This is a genomic window from Streptomyces sp. SCUT-3 (assembly GCF_014083985.1).
Lineage (GTDB): Bacteria > Actinomycetota > Actinomycetes > Streptomycetales > Streptomycetaceae > Streptomyces_H > Streptomyces_H thermolineatus.
This window is the reverse complement of record NZ_CP046907.1, coordinates 3,704,096-3,728,179: the sequence shown is the minus strand read 5'-3', so window position 1 is coordinate 3,728,179 and position 24,084 is coordinate 3,704,096. Positions and strand designations below refer to the sequence as shown.

Below are 24,084 nucleotides of genomic sequence, written 5' to 3'. Positions count from 1 at the left end.
CCATGAGCTCCGGACACCTCGATTCGCCTCGTGAACAGAATAGACATCCTCATTCACGTTGACTCGGTTCACAAGAGATGCTGTTATTGACCCAGCGATCCACGGAGTTCCCACGACGCCCGGAAGGGGCACCCTCATGTCTCAGCAGATGCATCTCCCGCCCCAGCCCGGGCAGTTCCCGCAGGCGCCGGGCCCGGCGGCCCCCGCCCGCAACGGGCTCGGCACCGCGGCCCTGATCCTCGGCCTGATCGGCGCCGTCTTCGCGATCATCCCGTTCATGTTCTGGCTGGGCGGCATCCTCGGCCTGATCGCCCTGATCCTGGGCCTGGCCGGCCTCGGCCGCACCAAGCGCGGCGAGGCCACCAACAAGGGCGTGACCCTCAGCGGCGCGATCCTCGGCCTGCTCTCCGTGATCCTGTCGGTGGTCGTCGGCATCGCCACCGTCACCGCCGTCAACGACGTCGTGGACGACCTGAACAAGGGCTCGACCGCCACCTCCGGCAAGGACAAGTCCTCCGGCGACTCCGGCAAGGACGGCGGCAAGGAGGGCTCCGGCAAGGGCGGCTCCGAGAAGGCGGAGGTCCTCGCGGCCGGCGACAGCGCGGTCTACGACGACGAGCTGTGGGTCACCGTCAACGAGCCGGAGGCCTACAAGCCCAGCGAATGGGCCGCCGGCCACACCAAGGGCAACAACGCCTACAAGGTGACCGTGGTGGTCGAGAACAAGGGCAAGGAGAAGTTCGACACCGCCCTGCTCACCGTCGACGGCCGCGCCGGCAAGGACGGGGTCGAGGCCGAGCAGATCATCGACGACGGCGTCGAGGGCCTCTTCACCGGGTCCGTCGCCCCCGGCAAGAAGGTCAGCGTGGTCTTCGCCTTCGACACCCCCGCCGACGCCAAGAACCTGGACGTCGAGGTCTCCCCGGGCCTCACCTACGACTCCTCTTCCTGGGGCCTGAAGCTCTGACGCCCCACCGGGCCCCGGACCGCGCAGCGCGCGGCACAGGGCCCGGAACCCGGGCCCGGCAGGGGCCCGCACCGAAGCAGGCGCTCCGGAGCCCCCCGTGGGGGGAGGGCTCCGGAGCGCCGCCGCATGCGGGGCAGCCCCGCGGGCACCCCCGCATGCACCCGGCCCCGGCCCGGACCCCGCCGGGGCCCGTCAAGGCCCGTCAGGGTCCGCCGGGAGTCGCGCAGGGTGCCCCGCGCGAGGCGCCCCTCCCCCGCCCCGGCTGCCCGTTCGGCCGCGCCGCGCGGCGGCCCGGCCTAGGGTGGGGCCGTCGGACACCGCGACACGGCACGGGAGGGGAACCCCGGATGAGCACATGCATCGACGTCGACAGGGCCCGGGCGGAGACACCGGGCTGCGCGACCAGGGCACATCTGAACAACGCCGGCGCCGCGCTCCCGCCCCGGCCGGTGACCGACGCCGTGGCCCGCCACCTCGACCTCGAGGCGCGGATCGGCGGCTACGAGGCGGCCGACGCCGCCCGGGAGGCCGTCGAGGGGTTCTACGACGCGGTGGCGGAGCTGATCGGCGCGCACCGCGACGAGATCGCCTGCACCGAGAACGCCACCCGCGCCTGGGACATGGCCTTCCACTCGGTGCCGTTCTCGCCCGGCGACCGCATCCTGACCACCACCAGCGAGTACGCCAGCAACGCCATCGCCTTCCTGCAGGCGGCGCAGAGGTACGGCGTGCGCGTCGACGTCGTCCCCGACGACGAGCACGGGCAGCTCTCCCTCGACGCCCTCGCCGCCGAACTCGGCCGGGGCGGCGTGCGGCTGGTGGCGGTCAACCACGTGCCGACCCACAACGGCCTGGTCAACCCGGCGGCCGGCATCGGACGGCTGTGCCGGCAGGCCGGCGTCCTGTACCTGCTGGACGCCTGCCAGTCGGTCGGCCAACTGGCCGTCGACGTCGAGGACATCGGCTGCGACATGCTCTCCGCGACGGGCCGCAAGTTCCTGCGCGGCCCGCGCGGCACCGGCTTCCTCTACGTCCGGCGCCGGGTCCTGGAGGACCTGAAGCCGCCCTTCCTCGACCTGCACTCGGCCCGCTGGACCGCACCGGACCGCTACGAGATGCGGCCCGACGCCCGGCGCTTCGAGACGTGGGAGCGCAACGTCGCCGGCCAGATCGGCCTGGCGGCCGCCGTCCGGTACGCCACCGCCCTGGACGCGGACGCCGTCGAGGAGCGGATCACCGGCCTCGCCGCCCGACTGCGCGAGGAACTGGCGGACCGGCCGGGCGTCTCGGTCCTGGACCGCGGGGAGCGCCGCTGCGGCATCGTCACCTTCACCGTCGACGGCCACGAGCCCGCACAGATCATGCACACCCTGCGCGAACAGGGCGTCAACGTCAGCCGCACCCAGGGCCGCCCGCACTTCGAGCCCCACCCCGGCCCCGCCGCCGTACGCGCCTCCGTGCACTACTACAACACCGAGGACGACCTCGCCCGCCTCCTCGCCGCCCTCCCCCGCAGCGGCTGACCGACGACGCGCGGGGACGGTCCCGGGCCGGCGCCGAGGGCCCGGCCGTCCCGGGCGCGCACGCCAACTCCCCTATTCCTGCGGCCTGTCGGCGTGTCACCAGGGCGGGGAAGAAGGTACGCCACGGTGGGAAACGCTGTACGATCGGCCGACTTCCGAGGGGGACGCGACGGCCGGGGGGCCGGGTCGGCGTCTGCGCCGGTGCGCGCCCCCTCGCGCTCCCGGGGAGGGACCCACTTGGCCCGTCATGTCTTCGTACGCCACCGTGCCGCACGTCGTGCGGCCGTCGCCGTCGCCGCGTCGGCGGCCCTGGCCGCCGGGCTGAGCCCCCTGCTGCCGACGGCCTCCGCGGAGGACGCGCCGCAGGAGACCGTCGTACCGGCCACCCTGCGCAGCAGCTACACCTCGGCGTCGCTGTTCAACCCCGACACGTCGACAGGGACCGACGGGGCGGGCGACCAGGGCGTCTTCCACCGGCTGGAGGGCTACACGACCCCGGTCTGGACGCGATACGCGGACGGCAGGACCGTCCCCGCGCCGACGACGCGGGGCACGCTGTACACCAGTGGAACGGGCAGCGATGTCCTCGCGTACCACTACAGCGAAGGCCGGATCGACCTGTGGGACGCGACCGACGGGACGACACGCACGGTCCGGCTGCCCGAAGGGCAGAGCACACTCGGCGTCCTCGGCACCACGGTCGTCAGCTACCACAGCGTCACCGCCGAGGACGGGACGACCACCCGGGTCGTCCACCTGCTGACCCCGGAACCCGACGGAACCACCCTCGACACGACGGTCGAGGGCCTGCCCGCAGGCATGGTCCTGGGCTCGCCCCGCGGGGCGGAGGGAACGGCCCTGTTCTTCCTGGCCAGGCTGGACGACACCTACCGCATGGTGTCCGTCGACCGCGAGACCGGCCAGGTCCTGAGCTGGACCCGTGAACTTCCGGCGGACTATCACTACGCCGCGCTGTCCGCGGACCACGTGGTCGTGCACAACCTCACCAACACCAAGGTGCTGGTGCTGCCGCGCGCCGACCTGTCGGCGGCCCCGGCCGAGGTCGTACTGGACGGCGACGGCAGCAGAAACCCCACGCTGGGCCTGACCGTCGTCGGCGACTGGCTGGTGCACCGTCCCAGCATCGGCACGGTGGTGAAGGCCAAGCCGATCGCGGGCGGCGCATCGGTCCCCCTGCTCACGTCGGAATCCAAAGTGGCCACCGCTCCCAACGGCACCGCACTCGCCATCGGCAGCACCACCACCGACAACCGGGGCATCTGGCGGATTCACCGCAGTGACGACGGCAGTCCCGCCCTCACACAGGTCAAGCCCCTGCCCAAACCGCCACGGAAGATCCAGGGGATCGCCCTGGCCCAGGGCAGGCTCGTCGTCGCCGACACCAACGACGGGGAGCGCGACGACTACGTGAGGACCGTCGCCGTGACCGGCACCCCCGAGTACGGGGAGCGCAGCCCGTTCACGCCCTCCGGTTCGCTGCCCAGCACCTGCCTGCCCCAGGACGTCGCCTGCTTCCAGATCCACGGGACCGGCGACGGACGCATCACGTGGCTGGCCCGCGACTCGGGAGGCTCCGACGGGTTCTACGCCAACGGACCTTCCTCCGGCGACTACTTCCACGGCTCGGTGCCCGCCGGCGGGCAGATCACCGACGTCTCCGGCAGGTACGTGATCCACACGACCGCCGACCGGCAGCAAGTCTCCAGGATCGACAACTACGCCGCACCCACCGTGACCCGCGCCCCCGGCGCCGCCGCGGTCTGGGGCAGCGTGCTGTGGACCGCCGACAGCACCCCCGGCAGCGTCACGGGCCTCGACCTGACGACGAAGGAGCAGACGGAGACCCTCGCCACAGGCGCGGGCTGCGTGCCCGAGGAACTGCAGGCCCTCGGCCGCTGGCTGTACTGGAACTGCGGATCCGGCGGCGGGGCCGGGGTCTACGACCGCACGACGCGGAAGTCGGTGCCCGTGCCCTCCGGCGAGGCGAAGCTGGGCGACGGCTACGTGGTCACGCACGACAAGCAGGCCGGGAAGCTGACCCTCACCACCGTCGCGGACGGCACGCCCGCCGGCCGCGTCATCGGGGAGCTGCCCGACACCGGGGTCTCGCAGCGCGACGTGCGCTGGACCGTGGACGAGTACGGCGCGAACGCCGCCTACGTGGACGACCAGGAGCGTGTGCACCTCGTGCCGTCCGGGGTGCCCACGCAGCCCCTGAGCCTGCTGGCGCCGGCCGACAAGGCGGCGCGCATCGAGCCCGTCACCTTCGACTCCGTACCGAAAACCCTCACCACGCTGCGGCTGTCGAAGCCCTCGGCGAAGTGGCGGCTGACAGTGCGGGACAAGGCGACCGGCAAGGTGGTGGACACCGCGACGGGCGGCGCCGCACGCGGCAAGCTGGTCGTCGGCTGGGACGGGAGCGACTACTCGGCCCCCGGGGAGGGCTTCCTCCCGAACGGGGCGTACGACTGGACGCTGTCCGTCACCCCGGCGGACGGCACCGGCGATCCCTTGGAAGTGCGGGGCACCGTGGCGCTGCGGGCAGGCAGCCCCGTGCGCCGGGACCACACGAGTCCGGACTTCGAGCCGGACGGCACCAGCGACCTGCTCACCCTCAACTCCTCGGGCGAACTGGCCTTCCACCACGGCAACGGTAAGGGCGCCTTCTCCGGGAAGACCTCGGCGAGCGGCTGGTCCACCTCCGTGGTCGCCGTGCCGTTCGGCGACCTGAACAACGACCGCTGCAACGACGTCCTCGTGCGGACGGCGGACGGCTCGCTGCGCAGTTACAAGCCGAAGTGCGGCCATCCGCCCACCACCTCGACGCGGTACATGTTCCTCGGCACGGGCTGGTCCGCGTACAACGTCCTCACCTCGCCGGGCGACATGACCGGCGACGGGCGGGCCGACCTGCTCGCGCGGAAGTCCTCGACCGGGGACGTCTTCCTGTTCGCCGCGAAGAGCGACGGAACGCTGGCGGCCGGGCAGAGGATCCGCTCCGGCTGGACCTCGTACACGAAGATCGTCGGCGCGGGCGACCTGAACGGCGACGGCCACGGCGACGTCCTGGCACGCCACAAGGACGGCACGCTCTACCGCTACGACGGCCTGGGGACCGGGAAGCTGAAGGACCGCGTGAAGGTCTTCTCCGGCTGGGGAGGGACCTACACCGCGATCGTCGGCGCCGGAGACATCACCGGCGACGGCAAGGCGGACCTGGTCGTCCGGGACAGCAGCGGAAACCTCTACCGCAACAACGGCAAGGGCGACGGCACCTTCACCGCCCGGACGAAGATCGCCACCGGCTGGACCTACAAGGGCGTCTTCTAGCGGCCCCGGTTGCGCCGGGCACGACGCCGGCCTCCACGCCCCGCAACGGGGCGTGGAGGCCGGCGTCGTGTCTGCGGGCGGGCGTCGGCTTCGGCTTCGGCGCGCTCGGGGAGGGCCGACGGGTCCTCACCGGGAGGGTCAGTTCACGTCCACGTAGTCGCCGGAGGAGTTGCTGGCGCCGGTCGTGGTGTTGCCGCTGTAGCGCCAGCGCCATGTGCCGTCCTCGGCGGCGGTCACCGTGGTCTTCAGGTAGCCGGTGCTGCTGGCGGTCACCGACTTGACCGTGGTCCAGGTGCTGGAGCCGGCGGGCTTGAACTGCAGCTTCACCAGGCGGTCGCCGTAGTTGTCGTAGCGGTGCAGACTCCAGTTGGCGCGCTGCACGGTGCCGGTGACGGTGATCGGCTTGCCCTTGGCGACGGGCTCCGGGGAGGCGTTCATGTTCTGGATGCGCGAGGCGCGCTGGAGGCGGACCGTAGCGGAGAGCAGGTCGGTGTCGTAGCCGCCGCCCTTCTTGATGGCCGTGGCGACGGTCTTCCACTCGGTGGCGTCGCTGTTGACGAGCTTGTTGCCGTTGCCGCCCGGCATGTTGTCGGGATCGACGGTCACCGTCTCGTCGCAGTCGTGGAAGGTGTAGCCGCCCGCGGAGGACTGGCCGCAGCCCCACCGGGTCGTGAAGACCGCGAGCTTGTACTCGTTGGTCCCGTAGGTGCCCCGGTACGCGTCGACCCACCAGCTGTCGAGCGCCACGCTGCTCTTCACCGTGTACGTCAGCGGAGCCTCGACCTCGGCGCTGATGCCGACGACGACGGGTTTGCCGTTGTTGAACACGACGTTCGAGAACGAGATATCGCTGTCGGCCGCGTGCGCGGCCGGCGCCGCGAGCCCCACGCCCACCAGCGCCATGCCCCCGGCCACCGCCGCGGTGGCAGCGCGCCGCGCGGCCGAGGACCTGTGCCGCTGCGGAGCAGCAGCCGATGTCGAAGTGATCAATTCCCACCCCTGGGTCGAGCGTCTGCGCGGCGGGCCGACTGCCCGCCGCGGGAACTGCGGATCGTCCCGGGCGGCGAGGCGGGCACGAACGGTGTCACGCCTTCCCGGACGGTGCCGCGCCTCCCGGGGCACCGGGGACGTCTCCGGTGCCCCGGGAGGCGGGCGGATGCGACGGGACCAGTCGGCGAACGCTCCCCGGGGCCGGGCAGGGCCTGAACACACTCCACCCGGCACACGTCGGACCACCGTCAGGGCAGGAAGGTTGTACGCGCGGCGCCCGCTTCTGCGCGCGGTGGTACTCGATGCGCAGAACGAACGAACGGGAGTGCGGAGCAGGTACCGGCCCACGATGTCGGCGACACGGCCCCGGCCCGGCCTCGGCCCGGCCCTGGCGCGGCCCGTGGGCCGCCGGCCGCTACTTCGGGTCGCGGTTGAACAGCGACTTGGACCAGGCGTGGCCGAGCACGGCCAGCCCCACGCACCAGGCCACGGCCAGCCACCCGTTGTGGCCGATGCCGCTGCCGAGCAGCAGTCCGCGCAGCGTCTCGACGGCCGGAGTGAACGGCTGGTACTCGGCGAACGGCCGGAACCAGCCCGGCATCGCGTCGACCGGCACGAAGGCGCTGGAGACGAGCGGCAGGACCATCAGCGGCATGGCGTTGTTACTGGCCGCCTCGGCGTTCGGGCCGGCCAGGCCCATGCCGACCGCGATCCAGGTGAGCGCCAGGGAGACGAGCGTCAGCAGCCCGACCGCCAGGACCCACTCCAGGACGGTGGCGTTCACGGTCCGGAACCCGATCGCCACGGCGACGGCCCCGACGAGCACCACGCTCGTCACGCACTGCAGCACGCTGCCGACGACGTGCCCGGTGAGCACCGCCCCGCGGTGGATCGCCATCGTGCGGAAGCGGGCGATGACGCCCTCGGTCGTGTCCGTGGCGACGGACACCGCGCTGCCGATCGTGGTGCCGCCGATGGTCAGCATCAGGATGCCCGGGACGAGGTACGCGAGGTACTCGGACCGGTCGGCGTCGCCGTCCCCGATGCCGGCGCTCATCACGTCGCCGAAGACGTAGACGAAGAGCAGCAGCAGCATGACCGGCGTGAGCAGTAGGTTCAGCGTCAGGGACGGGTAGCGCCGCGCGTGCAGCAGGTTGCGGCGCAGCATCGTCGACGAGTCGCGCACGGCGAGGGAGAAGAAACTCACCGGACATCCTCCTTGGACTGGTTGGACCGGTCGGACCGGTCGGGAACGCCGGTGCTGCCGGTCAGGGCGAAGAACACGTCGTCGAGGTCGGGGGTGTGCACGGTCAGCTCGTCCGCCTCGACGCCGGCGGAGTCCAGCCGGTCGAGGACGGCGCGCAGCTCGCGCTGGCTGCCGTCGCCGGGGATCCGGAGCTCGAGGGACTCGTCGTCGGGGAGGGCGTCGCGGAGGGCGGAGGCGGCGCTCCGGTACGCGGCCGGGTCGGAGAAGCGGAGCCGGACGTGCCCGCCGGGCACGAGCCGCTTCAGCTCCTCGGCGGTGCCCTCGGCGACGATCCTGCCGTCGTCGAGCACGGCGATGCGGTCGGCGAGTTCGTCGGCCTCCTCCAGGTACTGGGTGGTGAGGAGGACGGTGACGCCGCCCGCGACGAGCTCGCGGACGATCTGCCACATGGTGTGGCGGCTGCGGGGGTCGAGGCCGGTGGTCGGCTCGTCGAGGAAGACGATCCGCGGGTCGCCGACGAGGGTCATGGCGATGTCGAGGCGGCGCTTCATGCCGCCGGAGTAGCTCTGTGCGGGCTTCTTCGCGGCGTCGGTGAGGTCGAACCGCTCCAGCAGCTCGGCGGCGACGCGCCGTCCCTCGCGTTTGGGCAGGTGGTGCAGGTCCGCCATGAGGAGCATGTTCTCCTCGCCGGTGATCAGCCCGTCGACGGCGGAGAACTGTCCGGTGACGCCGATCGCGGCACGCACCCCGTCCGGTGACGTGGCGATGTCGTGGCCGGCGACCCGGGCCTGCCCGCCGTCGGCGGTGACGAGCGTGGACAGGATCTTCACGGTGGTGGTCTTGCCGGCGCCGTTGGGTCCGAGCAGCGCGAACACGGATCCGGCCGGGACGTGCAGATCGACGCCGTCGAGGACGGTCCTGTCCCCGTACGACTTGCGCAGGCCGACGGCGGAGACGGCGGCCTGCGGCGGGCGACCGTCACCCTTTCTGGATGTGGGCATGACAAAAGAAGGCATGGGGCCCTCCGCTCAAAAGCTGAAGTGGATGGAGAACGGACCGGTCGGGGACGCGGCACTCAGGCCTGGGCGCGGCGGATGTCGATGTTGCCGTAACGGGTGCGGGCGCGGACCTCGACGGTGTCCTCGGCCTTCTCCGGGGCCTCGGACGCGGCGAGGGTGTTGCGCACCTGGCCGGCGCCCGAGCTGACGTCGAGCCAGGCGGCCGTGCCCTCGCGGACACCGACCTCGATGGCTCCGTAGGAGGTCTCCAGCCGGACCGTGCCGCAGGCGACCTCGCCAACTCGCAGGGTGCCGTGGGCGGTGGTGGCGGTGACCGAGTCCTCGGCGCGCCGGATCTCGATGTCGCCGTTGGAGCCGCTCACCCGCAGCTCGCCGGTCGCGGCGCCGACGACCGTGGTGCCGTGCGAGTTCTTCAGGACGGCGGGGCCGTCGAGGAGGCCGACGCGCAGGCTGCCGGAGCTGGTGGCGATCTCGGCCGCGCCCTCGACCCGGTCCACGGTGATCGAGCCGTGCGACGCGGTCAGCCTCAGCGGGCCGGTCGTGTCGAGGCGGACGTCGCCGGACGAGGTCTTCACACGGACCTCCCCCAGCCGGCCCTCGCCGAGCACCTGGGTCCAGGCGCCGGTCATGTCGACGCGCGAGCCCGCGGGCAGCTCGACCTCCACGTCGACGGTGCCGGTGCGGCCGAACAGATTAGGCTTGGGCGTCCTGACGGTCAGTACGCCGCCCGCGTACGTGACCTCGGTCTGCTCGGCCGCCCGTACGTCCTGGTCCCGCTTCGGGTCGCGGGGCTGCACCTCGACGACGGTGTCGGGGCGGTCGCCCGCGGCGAACCGGACGGACCCGGCCTCCACGTGCACCGTGGCCGAGATCGGTTCGGGAGTGTCGAAAGAAGGCATGGCTGTCCCGTCCTCCTGGGTCTTGGGAACGTCCCCGCCGGTGAAACGCGGCGTGGGTGAAGTGGTGCGGGTGTGTGGTGCGGGTGAAGTGGTGCGAGCGGGGGCGCGGTCAGCGCACCCAGCCCGTGAAGCTCTGCCCGACGGTCCGGGCCCTCTCCGCCGTACGCGGCCGGGCGCCGCCGTCGACCGCGGCCGACACGGCGCGCACCAGCCACGCGTTGACCGACAGGCCCTCGCGGGCCGCGGCCTCCTCGGCGCGTGCCTTGAGATGGGCCGGCAGACGCAGGTTGACGCGGGCGGTGCCGCCCTCGTCGCCGTCGGCCGGGGCCGGGGCCCTGAACGGTTCGGCGGGCGCGGCCGGCTCCGCGGAGGCGCCGCCGTCGGCGGGCGGCGGCGTCACCACGAAGTCGGGGTCGAGCCCGCGCAGCCGTACGTCGACCGAGCCGGGGGCGAGTTCACGGGTGATCTCGTCCATCGCGGCGGAGAGCACGTTGAGCATGGTCAGCCGGGTCGCCGACTCCAGGGGGGCGGTGAGTCTCTCGGCCAGCTCGCGGGCTTCGTCGCCGCCGGCCTCGGCGGCCACCGCAAGTTCGCGGCGGAGGGCGTCGACATACGGGGTGAGATCCATGACGCCATGATGACACCAAGTTGGCACACCATCAAGCCCAAATGGCACCTCACTTGGAGCGAGTCCAGTAAACCTCCATTCACCTGCGAAAACGCGAAGAAGAAGACTCGTCTCACCACAGCGCCACGCCTCTCCGCGCACCCGTGGAGCCACGAAGTGGCACCGAATGGCACCACACGACACCAAGTGGCACCGAGCGGCACCACTCGGCGCCATCCGGTGTCACGTGGTGCCGGATGATCGGCGGGGACGTGCCCGTGGCCGTACGTGGCCGGGCCCATCCCTCACCACCGGGTCCGTCCTCGCCGCAGCCGCGCCCGCACGTCACCCGGCACGCTTCAAACCGCACCGGCACGGCAGGACGGTTGTACGCGCGGCGGACGCCTCTGTACGCGGCGCGGGCCGTGACCGGGCGGGCGGAGGCACGGTTGGCACGGCGGACGCGAGGAACGGGTGGCCGCTCGGCTCGGCCGCCAGGAACTACTGAACCGCAGGCCCGCGCCAACGCTGAGCTTTGTGATCGACGAGGCGGCTCTGCGCCGCCCCATCGGCGGAACGACAGTGTGGAGGGAGCAGCTGCTGCGACTGAGAACGTTCCGGGAGATGCGCCACGTCTCCGTCCAGGTCATGCCGCTGTGGCGGGAGAGGCACGGCGGCCTCAACGGCCCTCTCGTTCTCCTGGAAACGGCGGACCGCCACCATGTGGCCTATGTGGAGGGGCAGAGCGGCAGTTTCCTCGTCACGGACCGGGAAGAGGTGAGCGCGCTGATGCAGCGTTATGGCACACTCCGCGCGCAGGCTCTCAATCCCGAGGAGTCGGTGTCCTTCATCGACGAGGTGCTAGGAGATTCATGAACATCCAGCACAGCACGACTGCTTCCGGCGATCTCATCTGGTTCAAGAGCAGCCACAGCGGCGATCAAGGCGGCAACTGCGTCGAGGTCGCCGCCGCCCCCGGCACGGTGCACGTGCGCGACTCCAAGGACCGCGAAGGCGGCTCGCTCGCCTTCACGCCCGAGGCGTGGGCCGCCTTCGTCGGCTTCGCCGCCACCCAGCCGCTCACCGCCTGAGCGAGCACCGGGCAACCACCCCGCCCACGCCCCGGCCCCACGGCCACCCCGGGCGAAGCGTGGCGCCATACCGCAGAGAATCCGAACGCTATGTCCGTTTTCTCCTGCGGTTTGGCGCCACGGTTCACCCGCACCGCCCCGCACCGCCCCACCTCGCCCCGCACCGGCCGCCGGCGGGGGCGTCGGCGGCCGGGGCGCGGGGCCGTCAGGTGTCGAGGATGGTGGTGAGGAACTCGCTCGTCCAGGCCAGGAGTTCGCGGCCGACGACCGGCTTGCCGCCGATCCGGCCGGTGGTCGGGCGGGGCACCATGACCTGCTTGGCGGCGCCCTTGACCAGCGCCCGCGGGTGCAGCCGCTTCAGGCGCAGTTCCTGGGACTCGCGCAGTTCCACCGGGCCGAAGCGCACGTTGGCGCCCTGGAGGGTGATGTCGGTGACGCCGACCTTGCGGGCCAGCAGGCGCAGGCCGGCCACCAGCAGCAGGTTCTCCACCGGCTCGGGGAGCTTGCCGTAGCGGTCGGCGAGTTCCTCGCGCACGGCCTCGATGTCCTCGGCGGAGTTCGCCTCGGCGATGGCGCGGTAGGCCTGGAGGCGCAGCCGCTCCCCCGGCGCGTAGTCGTGGGGGACGTGCGCGTCGACCGGAAGCTCGATCTTGACCTCGAGCGGCGCCTCCTCCTGCTCGCCGCCCCCGGCCTCCAGGGAGGCCCGGTAGTCGGCGACGGCCTCGCCGACCATGCGCACGTACAGGTCGAAGCCGACGCCGACGATGTGGCCGGACTGCTCGCCGCCGAGGAGGTTGCCCGCGCCGCGGATCTCCAGGTCCTTCATGGCGACGTACATGCCCGCGCCCATCTCGGTGTGCTGGGCGATGGTGGCGAGGCGCTCGTGCGCGGTCTCGGTGAGCGGCTTCTCCGGCGGGTACAGGAAGTAGGCGTAGCCGCGCTCGCGTCCGCGGCCGACCCGGCCGCGCAGCTGGTGCAGCTGGGAGAGGCCGAAGTTGTCGCCGCGCTCGACGATGAGGGTGTTGGCGTTGGAGATGTCGATGCCGGACTCCACGATCGTGGTGGAGACCAGCACGTCGAACCGCTTCTCCCAGAAGTCGACGACGACCTTCTCCAGGGCGGTCTCGCCCATCTGCCCGTGGGCGGTGGCGATCCGCGCCTCGGGGACCATCTCGCGCAGCCGGGCCGCGGCCCGGTCGATGGAGTCCACCCGGTTGTGGATGTAGAAGACCTGGCCCTCGCGCAGCAGCTCGCGGCGGATCGCGGCGGCGATCTGCTTCTCCTCGTAGGGGCCGACGAAGGTCAGCACCGGGTGCCGCTCCTCCGGCGGGGTGGTGATCGTGGACATCTCGCGGATGCCGGTGACCGCCATCTCCAGGGTGCGCGGGATGGGGGTGGCGGACATGGTCAGCACGTCGACGTTGGCCCGCAGCTTCTTCAGCTGCTCCTTGTGCTCGACGCCGAAGCGCTGCTCCTCGTCGACGATGACCAGGCCCAGGTCCTTGAAGCGGGTCTCGGAGGAGAACAGGCGGTGGGTGCCGATGACCAGGTCGACCGAGCCGTCCTTCAGCCCCTCCAGGACGGCCTTCGCCTCGGTCTCGCTCTGGAAGCGGGACAGGGCGCGGACGTTGACGGGGAACTGCGCGTAGCGCTCGGAGAAGGTGGAGAAGTGCTGCTGGACCAGCAGCGTGGTGGGCACCAGCACGGCGACCTGCTTGCCGTCCTGGACGGCCTTGAAGGCGGCGCGCACCGCGATCTCGGTCTTGCCGTAGCCGACGTCGCCGCAGATCAGGCGGTCCATGGGGACCGACTTCTCCATGTCCTCCTTCACCTCGGCGATGGTGGACAGCTGGTCGGGGGTCTCGGCGTAGGGGAAGGCGTCCTCGAGCTCGCGCTGCCAGGGGGTGTCGGGGCCGAAGGCGTGGCCGGGGGCGGCCATGCGCGCCGAGTACAGCTTGATCAGGTCGGCGGCGATCTCCTTGACGGCCTTCTTCGCCCGCGCCTTGGTCTTCGTCCAGTCGGCGCCGCCGAGCCGGTGCAGGGAGGGGGCCTCGCCGCCGACGTACTTGGTGATCTGCTCCAGCTGGTCGGTGGGGACGAACAGCCGGTCGCCGGGCTGGCCGCGCTTGGCGGGGGCGTACTCGACGACCAGGTACTCGCGGGTGGCGCCCTGCACGGTGCGCTGCACCATCTCGATGTAGCGGCCCACGCCGTGCTGCTCGTGCACGATGTAGTCGCCGGTCCGGAGGGTGAGCGGGTCGATGGTCTTGCGGCGCCGCGACGGCATCCGGCCCATGTCCTTGGTGGACGAGCGGGCGCCGGTCAGGTCGGTCTCGGTGAGGACGGCGAGTTTGAGGTTCTCGTCGAGGAAGCCGTGCTCGATCGAGCCGCAGGAGACGTGGACGAGGGACGGCTGCGGCGCGGTCGCCAGGTCGGCGTCGAAGCGGGCGGGGACCCCTTCGTTGCCCAGGACCTCGACCATGCGGGAGGCCGGGCCGTGGCCCTCGGTGACGAACACCGTGCACCAGCCGTCGGCCGTCCAGCCCTTGGCGTCGGCGAGGGCGCGGGCGGTGTCGCCGCGGTAGGTCTCGGGGGCGCGCATGGACAGCTGCAGGACGTCCGCTCCGGCCTCCTCCTCTCCGGCCGCGAACTGGCTGACCGACCACCACGGCAGGGACAGCGCCCCGGCGCGCTCGCGCACCTCGGCCAGGGTCCGCAGGGAGGCCGCGCCCAGGTCGATCGGGGCCTCGCCGCCGGTGGCGGAGGCCGCCCAGGACGCCTGGAGGAACTCCTGCGAGGTGGCCACCAGGTCGGCGGCGCGGGTGCGCACCCGCTCGGGGTCGCACACCACCGCCACCGAGCCGGCCGGCAGCACGTCCAGCAGCAGCTCCATGTCGTCGACCAGCACCGGGGCGAGGGACTCCATGCCCTCCACTGCGATGCCCTCGGCGATCTTCCCGAGGATGTCGATCAGCTCGGGGTGCTCGGCGGCGAGCTCCGCGGCGCGGGCGCGGACGTCGTCGGTGAGCAGCAGCTCGCGGCACGGCGGCGCCCACAGGCCGTGCTCGGCCACCTCCAGCGACCGCTGGTCGGCGACCTTGAAGTAGCGGATCTCCTCGACGTCGTCGCCCCAGAACTCCACCCGGAGGGGGTGCTCCTCGGTGGGCGGGAAGACGTCCAGGATGCCGCCGCGGACCGCGAACTCGCCGCGCTTCTCGACCAGCTCCACGCGGGCGTAGGCGGCCGCGGCCAGGGCCTCCGTGACCTCCCGCAGGTCGGCGCTCTGCCCGGTGCGCAGGGAGACCGGCACCAGGTCGCCCAGGCCCTTGACCTGCGGCTGGAGCACCGACCGCACCGGCGCCACGATCACCTGCACCGGACCGGCCGACGGGTCGTCGGCCAGCGGGTGCACCAGGCGGCGCAGCACGGCGAGGCGGCGGCCGACGGTGTCCGACCGGGGCGAGAGCCGCTCGTGCGGCAGGGTCTCCCAGGCGGGGAACTCCACCACCGAGTCCGGCGGCAGGAGGGAGCCCAGCGCCGCGGCCAGGTCCTCGGCCTCGCGGCCGGTGGCGGTCACGGCGAGGACGGGGCGGCCGACGCCGCCGGAGGCACGCGCGGCCAGCCCGCGGGCGATCGCGGCGACCGCGAACGGGCGGGCGGCCGGCGGGCCGACCAGGTCCAGGTGCGGGCGGTTCCCGTCGGCGGCGGCCTTCACCGCCTCGGCGAGGGCCTCGTCCCGGACGACGATGTCGAGCAGACCGGTCAGACTCATTCAGCCAAGTCCCCTGGGTGAGAGCGAACGCGACGGACGCGGAACGCCACGGACGCGGAACGCGAGACGCGAACACGGCACAACACAAAACACCCGCAGCGCGAGGCGGGGCGGGGTGCTCCCAGCCTACGCCGCATCCCGGGCGGCCACCCGGCACGGGGCGCGAAGCCGGGCAGGGCGCGGCTCCGGCCCCGGACACGGCGGGGCGAGGAGCCGCCCACGGGGCCGCACGTGAGGGGGTCGCCCACGGGGGGTCGCCCGCGAGAGGCGCGGGTGACAAGGTGGGGGATACATGTATGCGCGGCGGGAGGAGACCGGTGGGCCGGGCAGTGGAGTCCTCGTCGGAAAGCGCCCTTGCACGGGCGGCGCACGACCACCCGCCGCTGCGCAGGGGGCGCATCGTCGCGGCGCTCATGCTGACCATGGCCCTGGCCGCCATGGACACCACGATCGTGGCGACCGCCGTCCCGCAGATCGTCGGCGACCTCGGCGGCTACACCGCGTTCGCCTGGGTCTTCTCGGCCTACCTGCTGGCCCAGACCGTGACCATCCCCGTGTACGGCAAGCTCGCCGACACCGTGGGGCGCAGACCGGTGCTGCTGGGCGGCGTCGCGGTCTTCCTCGCCGGCTCGGCGCTGTGCGCGGCGGCGTGGGACATGCCGAGCCTGATCGCCTTCCGGGCCGTCCAGGGGCTCGGCGCGGGCGCGATCCAGGCGACCGTGCTGACCGTCTCCGCCGACCTGTACCCGGTGGAGGAGCGCGGCCGCATCCAGGCCGCCTTCTCCACGGTCTGGGGTGCCGCGGCGGTGACCGGGCCGCTGATGGGCGGCTTCTTCGCCGACTACCTCTCCTGGCGGTGGATCTTCCTGGCGAACCTGCCGGTCGGCGCGGTCGCCCTGTGGCTGCTCGTGCGGGAGCTGCACGAGCCCCGGCGGCCCCAGGCCGGGCAGGGCGGGCAGGACGGGCGGGAAGGACGGGGCCGCCGGGAGGGGCGGGTCCGGGTGGACTGGGCGGGCGCGCTGCTGATGCTGTGCACCGGTTTCGCACTGATCCTGGCCCTGATCCAGGGCGGGGTGGTCTGGCCCTGGCTGTCCGGGCCGGGCCTGGCGCTGTTCGCGGCGGCGGCCGTCGGGGTGGTGGCGGTGGTCGTGGTCGAGCGGCGGGCCGCGGACCCGGTGATGCCGATGTGGCTGTGGACCCGCCGGGCACTGGCCGGATCGAGCATCACCCAGCTGTGCATCGGCGTCATCATGATCGGCCCCATGGCCTTCCTGCCGGTCTACGCCCAGGAGGTGCTGGACCTCGGGCCGATCGCGGCGGGTTTCGTGGTCGCGACCATGACGATGGGATGGCCGCTGGCCGCCGCCCTGTGCAACCGGCTGTACCTGCGGATCGGCTTCCGCGACACGGCGCTGATCGGCGCGCTGACGGCCTGCGCGGCGGCGGCCTGGGTGCTGGTCCTGCCCCCGCGGCCCGCGGTGTGGCCCCTCGTCTGCGCGACGTTCCTGCTCGGCCTGGGGCTGGGGCTCCTCTCGCCGACGCTGGTCGTCGGCGCCCAGTCGGTGGTGGGCAAGTGGGAGCGCGGCACGGTGACCGGCGCCGTGGTGTTCTCCCGCAACCTGGGGCAGAGCGTGGGCGCCGCGGTGCTCGGCGCGATCTCCAACGCGGTGCTGGCCGCCGGCATCGCGGACGCCCCCCGGGAACTGCGGGGCGTGCTGCCGGAACGCATCGACGACATCGGCGACGGTCTGGGCGGCGGTGCGGGCCTGACCGGCGAAGCGGCCGACTACCTGCACCGGACCCTGGCGTCCGCCACCCACGCCGTCTACCTGGGCACCATGGCGGCCTGCGTCACGGCGGTGCTGGTGCTGCTGTTCGTCACCCCCCGCCGCTTCGCCCCGCACCCCCCGGACCCCCGGAGCACCGAGGAGGCACCGGACGCCGGGGAGCTGCCGGACACCGGTGAGGTACCGGCCGCCGGGGAGACGCCGGACGCCGGGGACGTACCGGGCCCTGCGGACGTACCGGGCCCCGGGAACGCCGACGGCGGCACGGGGGACGGCAGCGGCGCCCCGGGCCGCTCCGGCACCCCCGGGAGCCCGGAACACCGGGAGCGTCGGGGGCACCGGGAGCGTCGGGGGCACCGGGAGCCCCGGGGCTGAACCGCCCCGGCGCCCCGAGCCCCTCGGCCCCTCCGGAGCCGGAGCCTGAGCCGGGCCCGGTCCTGGTTCCGGATCCGGCCCGCCGCGGACGCGTTCCGTCACGGACACGGCCCGGGGCTGCGGGCCCCGGGGCGGCGGACCTCGGGGCTGCGGGTCAGACCTCCACGACCCTGCCCGTCAGCGCGGCGAGGCTGGTGCGCACGTGGGCCAGGTGCATGTTGATCTCCTCGCACCGCTCGTCGTGCTCGCGCTGCTCGCGCTCGCTCTCGCGGGTGGTCCGGTCCGCCTTCAGCCGCGCCTGGGCGAGGAGTTCGTCGGCCTGCGCCTCCGCGTCCTCCTGCCGGTGGCGGGCCTGCTCCTCCGTGTCCGCCAGGTACGCCCTGGTCTCGGCGAGCGTCCGGTCGGCCCGGGAGTCGGTCTCCTCCACCGCGGCGGTGACCTTGGCCTCGCGGGCCGCGATCCCGCGGTCGGCCTCCTCCTTGCGGCGGCGGTGGTTCTCCTCCTGCTCGCGCACCGTGCGCGCCGCGTTCCGGCGGGTCTCCTCCATCGTGCTCTCGGCCTCGCCCCGGACCCGGTCGGCCTCCCGGCGCGCCTCGTCGAGCAGCCCGTCGGCCTGCTCCTGCGCCCGGCCGATGATGCCGGCGGCCTCCTCCTCGGCCGCCTCGCGCCGCTGCCGGCCCTCCTCGCGCGCCTGCTCCTGGAGTTCCTCGCCGGCGCGCTGTGCCGCCCGGACCTCCTCGTCGCCGTCGGCCCGCGCCTGCTCGCGCACGGCTCCGGCCTCCTCCTCGACCACGGCCAGCAGGCTCCCGGCCCGGCTGCTCAGGCTCTCGTAGGTCTGCGGGCCGACGGCCTCGACCCGCGCCCTCAGACGGCCGAGGTCGCCCTCCATCTCGCCGAGCACCACGGTCAGCTCGCCGGCCCGCGCCCACGAGGCGTCGCGTTCCGCGGACAGCTCGGCGAGATACCGGTCCACCTGCTCCATGCTGTACCCGCGGCCTCGCCCGATGTCGAAACCGTGGGACGAGACGGTCGTACCACTCATGCCGTGCCCCTTGTCGTTGCGCCCTGCACACCTGTCGCGCCCTCGCACCCGGGCCCCCGGTTGCATCCGGGACCTGCTCCGGGACGGGGCTTCCGCATGTCCGGCACCACGCTGCGGCCCGGAGGGCGACAGGTCACGCCCTCCCATACCCGGTCATGGCGCCGCGACACTGTGGGGAATCCCACATTCCGTTTGCGGGGCGACAGTTGGGGAACAGCGGCCCGCAGGGACCATCGTGCCGCACACGGGGCCGACCATCGAATTCGGCCGCGGGGCCGACTCCCCCGGACCGGGTCCGCGCCGGGCCGGACCGGGTCCGCGCCGGGCCGGACCGGGCCGCCGGACGGGTGCCCGACGGCCCGGCCGGACGGTCCGTCCGGCTACAGCAGCCCGTCCCACATCTGCTCGAGCAGCACCGCCCACCAGTTCTCCGGCGAGGAGAGCGCCGCCGGGTCGAGCGCGGCGAGCTGGGCCTGGAAGTCCACCGTCCAGCGCCCCGCCTGTTCCGGCGTCAGGCCCAGCCGCAGCCGCCACATGCGGCCCAGCAGGGCCAGGCAGCGGGCGAACTCGGGCAGGCTGCTGTTGACGAACTGCGGGCTGCCCGGCCGGCCGTCCGGCTCGCCCTCCAGGGGCACGGCCAGGATCGCCGCCGTTCCGTACTGCACGCATAGCTGGCGGCCGTAGTCGTTGCCCATCACCAGGTACGAGCCCGCGTCGGGCCCGGGGCGCACCCCGCGCTCCTGCGCCAGCTCGGCGAGCGTGGGCACCGGGTGGCCGGGGCGCGCCTGCGCCCAGAAGAACGGCGCGACGTCCACCGGAAGTCCCGCCCACACCAGGGTCCGGGCGACGATCTCCGGCACACCCTGGCGGGACACCGCCTGCTGGTCGAAGCGGAACACCCCCTGCGGGCCGAACGCCTGGGCCAGCTCGTGCGCGATGCCCTCCGGCGGGACGGGCTGCGCGCGCTGCACCTGGTGCGGTTCGGGCAGCGGCACCCGCTGCGGCCTCGGGTGCAGCGGGCCGCCCGCGATCTGGTGCAGCTCGCCCAGGTGCTCCAGGAGGTTCTCCATGCCCTGGCGCCGGGAGGCGTGGTCGCGGCCGTAGGGCGAGGAGTAGTTGATCCTGACGGACGGCCAGGTCTCCTTGACCATGCGCGTGCAGTAGCCACCCGGCAGGTCGCACGACTCCAGTTCCGTGTACAGCTCCAGCACGGCGTGCGGCGGCACGTTCATCGCGCGCAGCTCGTGCATCATCTGCCACTCCGGGTGCGGGGTGCCCGGCGCGGAGCGGCGGATGAGCTGCTGCTCCGACCCGTCGGGGCCGCGGTAGCTCAGCACCGCCATGTACCCCGGGCCCACCGTGGGCAGGCCCTGCTGCCCGGGTGGCACGTGCGGACCCGGCTGGAAGCCGTGGCCCGGCTGCTGGTGCGGGGGCGGGGGCGGAGGCGGCTGAGGCACCGGCCCACCGGCGTGCGGGGCGTGCGGGAACGGCATGCCGGGGGCAGGCCCGGGGCCGCCCTGCGGGAAGGCGTACCCGCCGCCGCCCGTACCGGACGGCGGCATGCCGGGACCGGCGCCCGGGCCTGCGGGCATGCCCGGGTGCGGCGGGGGCGGCGTTGGCACGCCGGCAGGGGGCGTTCCCTGGCCGGGCACGCCCGGCGGCGGGGGCGGCGGAGGCGGCACCCCCGGCCCGGACGGACCCGCGGGCGGACGCGCCAGCATCGTCGGCGCACCCGCCTGGGCCCCCGGCGTACCCCCGGGCGGCGTCCCCTGCGACGGAGGAGGCGGAGGACCCTGCGGAGGCGGGGGCGGGGCCGGCACGCCCGCAGGGGGCGTTCCCTGGCCGGGCACGCCCGGCGGCGGGGGCGGCGGAGGCGGCACCCCCGGCCCGGACGGACCCGCGGGCGGACGCGCCAGCATCGTCGGCGCACCCGCCTGGGCCCCCGGCGTACCCCCGGGCGGCGTCCCCTGCGACGGAGGAGGCGGAGGACCCTGCGGAGGCGACGGGGGACGACCGGGGCCGGGGCCGCCGGAGGAGCCGCCGGACTGCAGGTCCTCGTGGGAGAGCTGGGAGACGAGCTGGGTCGGGATGTACCCGCCACCGGGTGCGCCGGGGCCGGGACCGGTGCCGGGGCCGGTCGCACCTGCTTCCGGAGAGGTCTGCGGGCCGGGGTTCCCGGGGGGCCCGGGGGGCGTCGGCACGCCGGCGGCCGGGGTTCCCTGCTGCGGAACGTCGAAGCCCTGCGGGCCGGGGTACGCGACACCGCCCGGCGGGGTGTAGCCGGGGGGCGGCGGAGGGGCGGCCGGGCCGGAGACGCGGGCGTCGGGGGACGGCGGGGGCGGCGTGGAACCGCCCTGCATCAGCTGGGTCCTGGCCTCGGAGTCCGCTCCCTGCGGCGGCCGGCCGCCGGCGTCGCCGGATTCCGGGAGCTGCGGGGCGAGGACCGTGGCCGGCGGGGTGACCGATCCGGTGTCGTCGCCGGGGGTGTTGGTGTCGGTGCCCGCCCACGGCGTGGGGCTCACCGGTTCCGGTGCCACGGGAGCGGGCGGCGCAACCGGCGCGGAGGGCGTCACGGGGGCGGAGGGCGTCACCGGCGCGGAGGGCGTCACCGGCGCGGAGGGCGTCACCGGCGCGGGCGGGGCCACCGGTGCGGACGGCGCCGCGGGGTCGCCCGCAGGGGCGGGGCCGCCGGCGGCGGAGTCGCCGCGCCGGTCGGGGATGCCCATGGCGTCCGCCGCGTCCTGGAGCCACTGCGGCGGGCTGAGCAGGAACGACGTCGCCTCGAGGTTCGTCGTGCGGGGGGGCTCGGGGGCCGGGGCGGGCGCGGTGCCGGTCCGGTACTGCTCCTCGAACCGCCGGACCACCTCGTCGACCTCGAGTCCGGGCCACAGCGTGGCCTGCCCGTCCTCGCGGGCGACGACCATGCGCGTCCGGCCGTCGCCGGTGGTGTGGCCGTCCTCGCGGTCCACGGCCCAGGCCACGAAGCCGAGTTCGAACTCCTGCACCCGGACCTCGCGGCGCAGGTGCTCGGGCACACCGCCGTTGACCCACTGCTCGGCGCGTTCCCGCGCCTGCTCGAAGGTGACCATGGGCTTCACACTCCCGTCGGGACGGAGCGGGCGAAACCGCCGTCCACCATCAGGTTCGCCACCGTGTCCAGCTCGGGCGGGTTGCCCGTGAGCCGCAGCAGGAACTCGTCGAAGTCGGCGCCGCACGGCAGCAGCAGGGCTTCCATCCGCTCCTGCAGCGGCATGCCGTCCCGGTCGCGGGCGTCGTCGTGGGGGCAGAACCAGACGGTGCCGGTGTCCCGGCCCTTGACCTTGAGGGCCAGCAGCCCGCCCTGGACGTGGCAGACGCCGAGGTAGTCCTTGGTGAGGTGGTCGCGCAGGCACTTGTTGGCGTAGACGAGGTCGTCGACGGCCGGTTCGCGGCGCACGGTGAAGAACGGCTGGTCCAGCAGCAGGCCCAGCCCGGGGTCGAGGGCGACCCCGGCCGGCGCCCGGCCGCCCGCCGCCTTCAGGAAGGTGCGGTACGCGCCGGGCAGGCGGTGGCCGAGGCTCTCCTCGACCGCGCACACCTGCTCCTCGGTGACCGCGACCGGTTCCCCGGACAGCCGGAAGTGGACGGGCCGGGTCTCCTGCAGCGGCCGGGTGCCGCGCTTGCCGTGGTCGGCGGCGGAGGTGGCGAGCCCCGCGTGGTGGCGCAGCAGGCTCTTCACCTCGCAGGGGATCAGTTCCATGCGGCGCGTGCCGGCGACGTGGTGCCAGGTCCACCCGTGCGGGGTGGCGACGGCGGGCAGGCCGGCCCACAGCCGGTTCCCGTCCCGCGCGCACGCGGCGTTCGCCGACACGTAGTCGGTCAGCCGCAGTTCGTCGATGCCGAAACCGTCCGGCGGTGCGGCCACCTCCGCGGCGGCCCGCGCGTACGGGGTGAAGTCCGGGTATCCGTCCTCGTCGACCTGCACACCGTCGGGGTGGCGCGCGGAGCGGACCGGGTCCGGGAAGTACACGACCTGTCCGGCGTACGCCGCGTTCGGCGGTTCGCCGACATCGACCGGCGCGCCGGGCCGACCTGTCGTCATTGCGGTTGCCCCCTGCTGGCTGTTGGTTGGGCACCTCCTGCCCGTCGGTGGGCGAGGAGTGAGCGCCGAACAGCCTATGGGGTGCGGGCGGGGGCGGTCCCGCCCGCGCCCCGTCATGTGCCCCGTCACCCGCCGGGAGTACGCGGAGGGTCCCCCGGGGGGCCGGGAAACACCGGTCCGACAATCGACACTGATTCGGCCGAATGGTCGACTCTGTCGCACTTGAGGTGCAGTTGCGCTCACCCGCCTTCCGTGCCGTCGTGATCGTTTGGCAGGCTTGACGGGCAACGGGGGAAGCGCGGAAGGACGGCACGTGCACAGCACAGACAGGACGACGCCCCGGGTGGCGGCCGCGGTACCGGCACAGGGCGCGGGCCCCGGCCCCCGGCCCGGGCCGCCCGGCCCCGGCGAGGGGCCGGGCACCGCGCCGGTGCTGCTGCACCGGCGCGACGGCATCCTGCCCGCAGTGGCCGCCGCCCTGTCGGTGCGCGGCGAGACGACGACCTGCGCCGGCACCAAGGCCGAGACGCCCCCGCGCCTGCACCCGCTGGTCGACGACTTCCTCGCCGCTCTCCCGCCCGGGCAGCGCGAGCGGTGGACCGGGCGCTGCCCGGAGGCCGTGCTGCTGTCGCAGTTCCTCCTGGTCGTCGACGGCAGGCGCAGCAAGCGGGCGTCACGCAGGCCGATGAGCCACGGCGAGGCCAGGAAAGCCCTCAAGCACGCCAAGCTGACTGCCCGGCGGATCCGCGAGGACGGCGACCCCGAGCACGGCGCGTACGCGCCGCCGTGCCGCTCCTGCACCCCGCTGCTGGCGCACTTCGGCGTGCGCGCCGTCGACCCGGACCGGGAGGCCCGGTGAACGCCGCGCCGCCGTCCGCACGGACGGACACCACGCGCTTCCCCGTCTCCGTCGACGTCGCGCTGCGCGAGGCGGGCTGGCTGCCGGGCCGGTGGGACATCCGGCAGGCCGAGGTGTGGGCGGACACGCTGCGCGCCCACGTCTCCCCCGGCGGCCACCGGCACGCCGTCTTCCCCGCCGCGGTCGAGGCGTGGGCGGAGTTCGGCGGCCTGGACATCGGCTCCGAGGGGCCGGGCAAGGAGGTGGCGCGCACCCCTTTCACCGTCGACCCGATGCGCGGGCTGCACTCGGCCCGCACCCTGTCCGACCTCGGCCGGGCCCTGGGCACCCAGGTGGCCCCGCTCGGTGAGGAGGAGGGCGGCCGCGGACTGCTGGCGGTCGACGCCCACGGCCGGGTCCACGTCCTCGACCACGCCGGCGACTGGTACCTGGGCCCCACCCTCGACCGCGCCCTGTGCACCCTCCTCACCGGCCTCCGCCCCACCCGCCTCACCCCCGGCTGACCCTGCACGGC

17 protein-coding genes are annotated in these 24,084 nt (G+C 73.9%); 8 read left to right on the top strand and 9 right to left on the bottom strand.

Translation table 11 applies throughout. The annotated features are described in order from the left end of the window. Nucleotides 1–136: 136 nt before the first annotated feature. The 3 genes from GQS52_RS16560 (at nt 137) to GQS52_RS16550 (ending at nt 5,841) form a co-directional block, all read left to right on the top strand. The gene (locus GQS52_RS16560; protein WP_182314167.1) at nt 137–967 is read left to right on the top strand and encodes a DUF4352 domain-containing protein; all 831 of its coding nucleotides are present in this window, start codon (nt 137–139) and stop codon (nt 965–967) included. A gap of 347 nt (nt 968–1,314) precedes the next feature. Next, complete coding sequence (locus GQS52_RS16555; protein ID WP_182314166.1) at nt 1,315–2,490, top strand: aminotransferase class V-fold PLP-dependent enzyme; 1,176 nt, start codon at nt 1,315–1,317, stop codon at nt 2,488–2,490. Nucleotides 2,491–2,727: 237 nt separating this feature from the next. Further along, nucleotides 2,728–5,841, top strand: coding sequence for a VCBS repeat-containing protein (locus tag GQS52_RS16550; protein ID WP_182314165.1), 3,114 nt, complete (start codon nt 2,728–2,730; stop codon nt 5,839–5,841). A 138-nt stretch (nt 5,842–5,979) separates the two neighbouring features. On the opposite strand, the gene GQS52_RS16545 is transcribed toward GQS52_RS16550, so the two are convergent. The 5 genes from GQS52_RS16545 to GQS52_RS16525 form a co-directional block, all read right to left on the bottom strand. Then, a complete protein-coding gene (locus tag GQS52_RS16545) occupies nt 5,980–6,831 on the bottom strand; it encodes a hypothetical protein (RefSeq protein WP_182314164.1) in 852 nt (283 codons plus the stop codon). 415 nt (nt 6,832–7,246) lie between these two features. Continuing rightward, nucleotides 7,247–8,038 carry an ABC transporter permease gene (locus GQS52_RS16540; RefSeq protein ID WP_182314163.1) on the bottom strand — a complete coding sequence of 264 codons (792 nt, stop codon included), beginning with the start codon at nt 8,036–8,038 and terminating at the stop codon, nt 7,247–7,249. Then, on the bottom strand, nt 8,035–9,039 hold the full coding sequence (locus GQS52_RS16535; RefSeq protein WP_182314162.1) for an ATP-binding cassette domain-containing protein: 1,005 nt from the start codon (nt 9,037–9,039) through the stop codon (nt 8,035–8,037). Before GQS52_RS16535 ends, GQS52_RS16540 begins: the two co-directional genes overlap by 4 nt. 74 nt (nt 9,040–9,113) lie before the next feature. Next, a complete protein-coding gene (locus GQS52_RS16530) occupies nt 9,114–9,956 on the bottom strand; it encodes a DUF4097 family beta strand repeat-containing protein (protein WP_182314161.1) in 843 nt (280 codons plus the stop codon). 109 nt (nt 9,957–10,065) lie between these two features. Continuing rightward, on the bottom strand, nt 10,066–10,584 hold the full coding sequence (locus tag GQS52_RS16525) for a toxin-antitoxin system HicB family antitoxin (protein WP_182314160.1): 519 nt from the start codon (nt 10,582–10,584) through the stop codon (nt 10,066–10,068). Between the two features lie 453 nt (nt 10,585–11,037). Between GQS52_RS16525 and GQS52_RS16520 the strand changes: the two genes are divergently transcribed. Both GQS52_RS16520 and GQS52_RS16515 read left to right on the top strand, forming a co-directional pair. Next, a complete protein-coding gene (locus tag GQS52_RS16520; protein ID WP_220472771.1) occupies nt 11,038–11,439 on the top strand; it encodes a DUF5753 domain-containing protein in 402 nt (133 codons plus the stop codon). Continuing rightward, nucleotides 11,436–11,654, top strand: a complete 219-nt coding sequence (locus GQS52_RS16515; RefSeq protein ID WP_182314158.1) for a DUF397 domain-containing protein — start codon at nt 11,436–11,438, stop codon at nt 11,652–11,654. The genes GQS52_RS16520 and GQS52_RS16515 overlap by 4 nt, the downstream gene beginning before the upstream one ends. Nucleotides 11,655–11,859: 205 nt before the next feature. Here the strand turns inward: GQS52_RS16515 and mfd are convergent, their stop codons facing one another. Beyond that, complete coding sequence (gene mfd / locus GQS52_RS16510; RefSeq protein WP_182314157.1) at nt 11,860–15,426, bottom strand: transcription-repair coupling factor; 3,567 nt, start codon at nt 15,424–15,426, stop codon at nt 11,860–11,862. A 317-nt stretch (nt 15,427–15,743) separates the two neighbouring features. Between mfd and GQS52_RS16505 the strand changes: the two genes are divergently transcribed. Then, a complete protein-coding gene (locus GQS52_RS16505) occupies nt 15,744–17,588 on the top strand; it encodes an MFS transporter (protein WP_259370821.1) in 1,845 nt (614 codons plus the stop codon). A 154-nt stretch (nt 17,589–17,742) separates the two neighbouring features. On the opposite strand, the gene GQS52_RS16500 is transcribed toward GQS52_RS16505, so the two are convergent. The 3 genes from GQS52_RS16500 to GQS52_RS16490 all read right to left on the bottom strand — a co-directional run bounded on the left by GQS52_RS16500 (nt 17,743) and on the right by GQS52_RS16490 (nt 22,711). Continuing rightward, entirely contained in the window at nt 17,743–18,630 is an 888-nt protein-coding gene (locus GQS52_RS16500) for a cellulose-binding protein (protein WP_182314156.1), read from the bottom strand. 380 nt (nt 18,631–19,010) lie between these two features. Continuing rightward, complete coding sequence (locus tag GQS52_RS16495; RefSeq protein ID WP_182314155.1) at nt 19,011–21,719, bottom strand: SUKH-4 family immunity protein; 2,709 nt, start codon at nt 21,717–21,719, stop codon at nt 19,011–19,013. Between the two features lie 5 nt (nt 21,720–21,724). Continuing rightward, the gene (locus tag GQS52_RS16490; RefSeq protein WP_182314154.1) at nt 21,725–22,711 is read right to left on the bottom strand and encodes an SMI1/KNR4 family protein; all 987 of its coding nucleotides are present in this window, start codon (nt 22,709–22,711) and stop codon (nt 21,725–21,727) included. A 313-nt stretch (nt 22,712–23,024) separates the two neighbouring features. Between GQS52_RS16490 and GQS52_RS16485 the strand changes: the two genes are divergently transcribed. Both GQS52_RS16485 and GQS52_RS16480 read left to right on the top strand, forming a co-directional pair. Further along, on the top strand, nt 23,025–23,570 hold the full coding sequence (locus GQS52_RS16485; protein WP_259370820.1) for a YwqJ-related putative deaminase: 546 nt from the start codon (nt 23,025–23,027) through the stop codon (nt 23,568–23,570). Next, on the top strand, nt 23,567–24,073 hold the full coding sequence (locus GQS52_RS16480; RefSeq protein WP_182314153.1) for an SUKH-3 domain-containing protein: 507 nt from the start codon (nt 23,567–23,569) through the stop codon (nt 24,071–24,073). Before GQS52_RS16485 ends, GQS52_RS16480 begins: the two co-directional genes overlap by 4 nt. Nucleotides 24,074–24,084 lie beyond the last annotated feature (11 nt).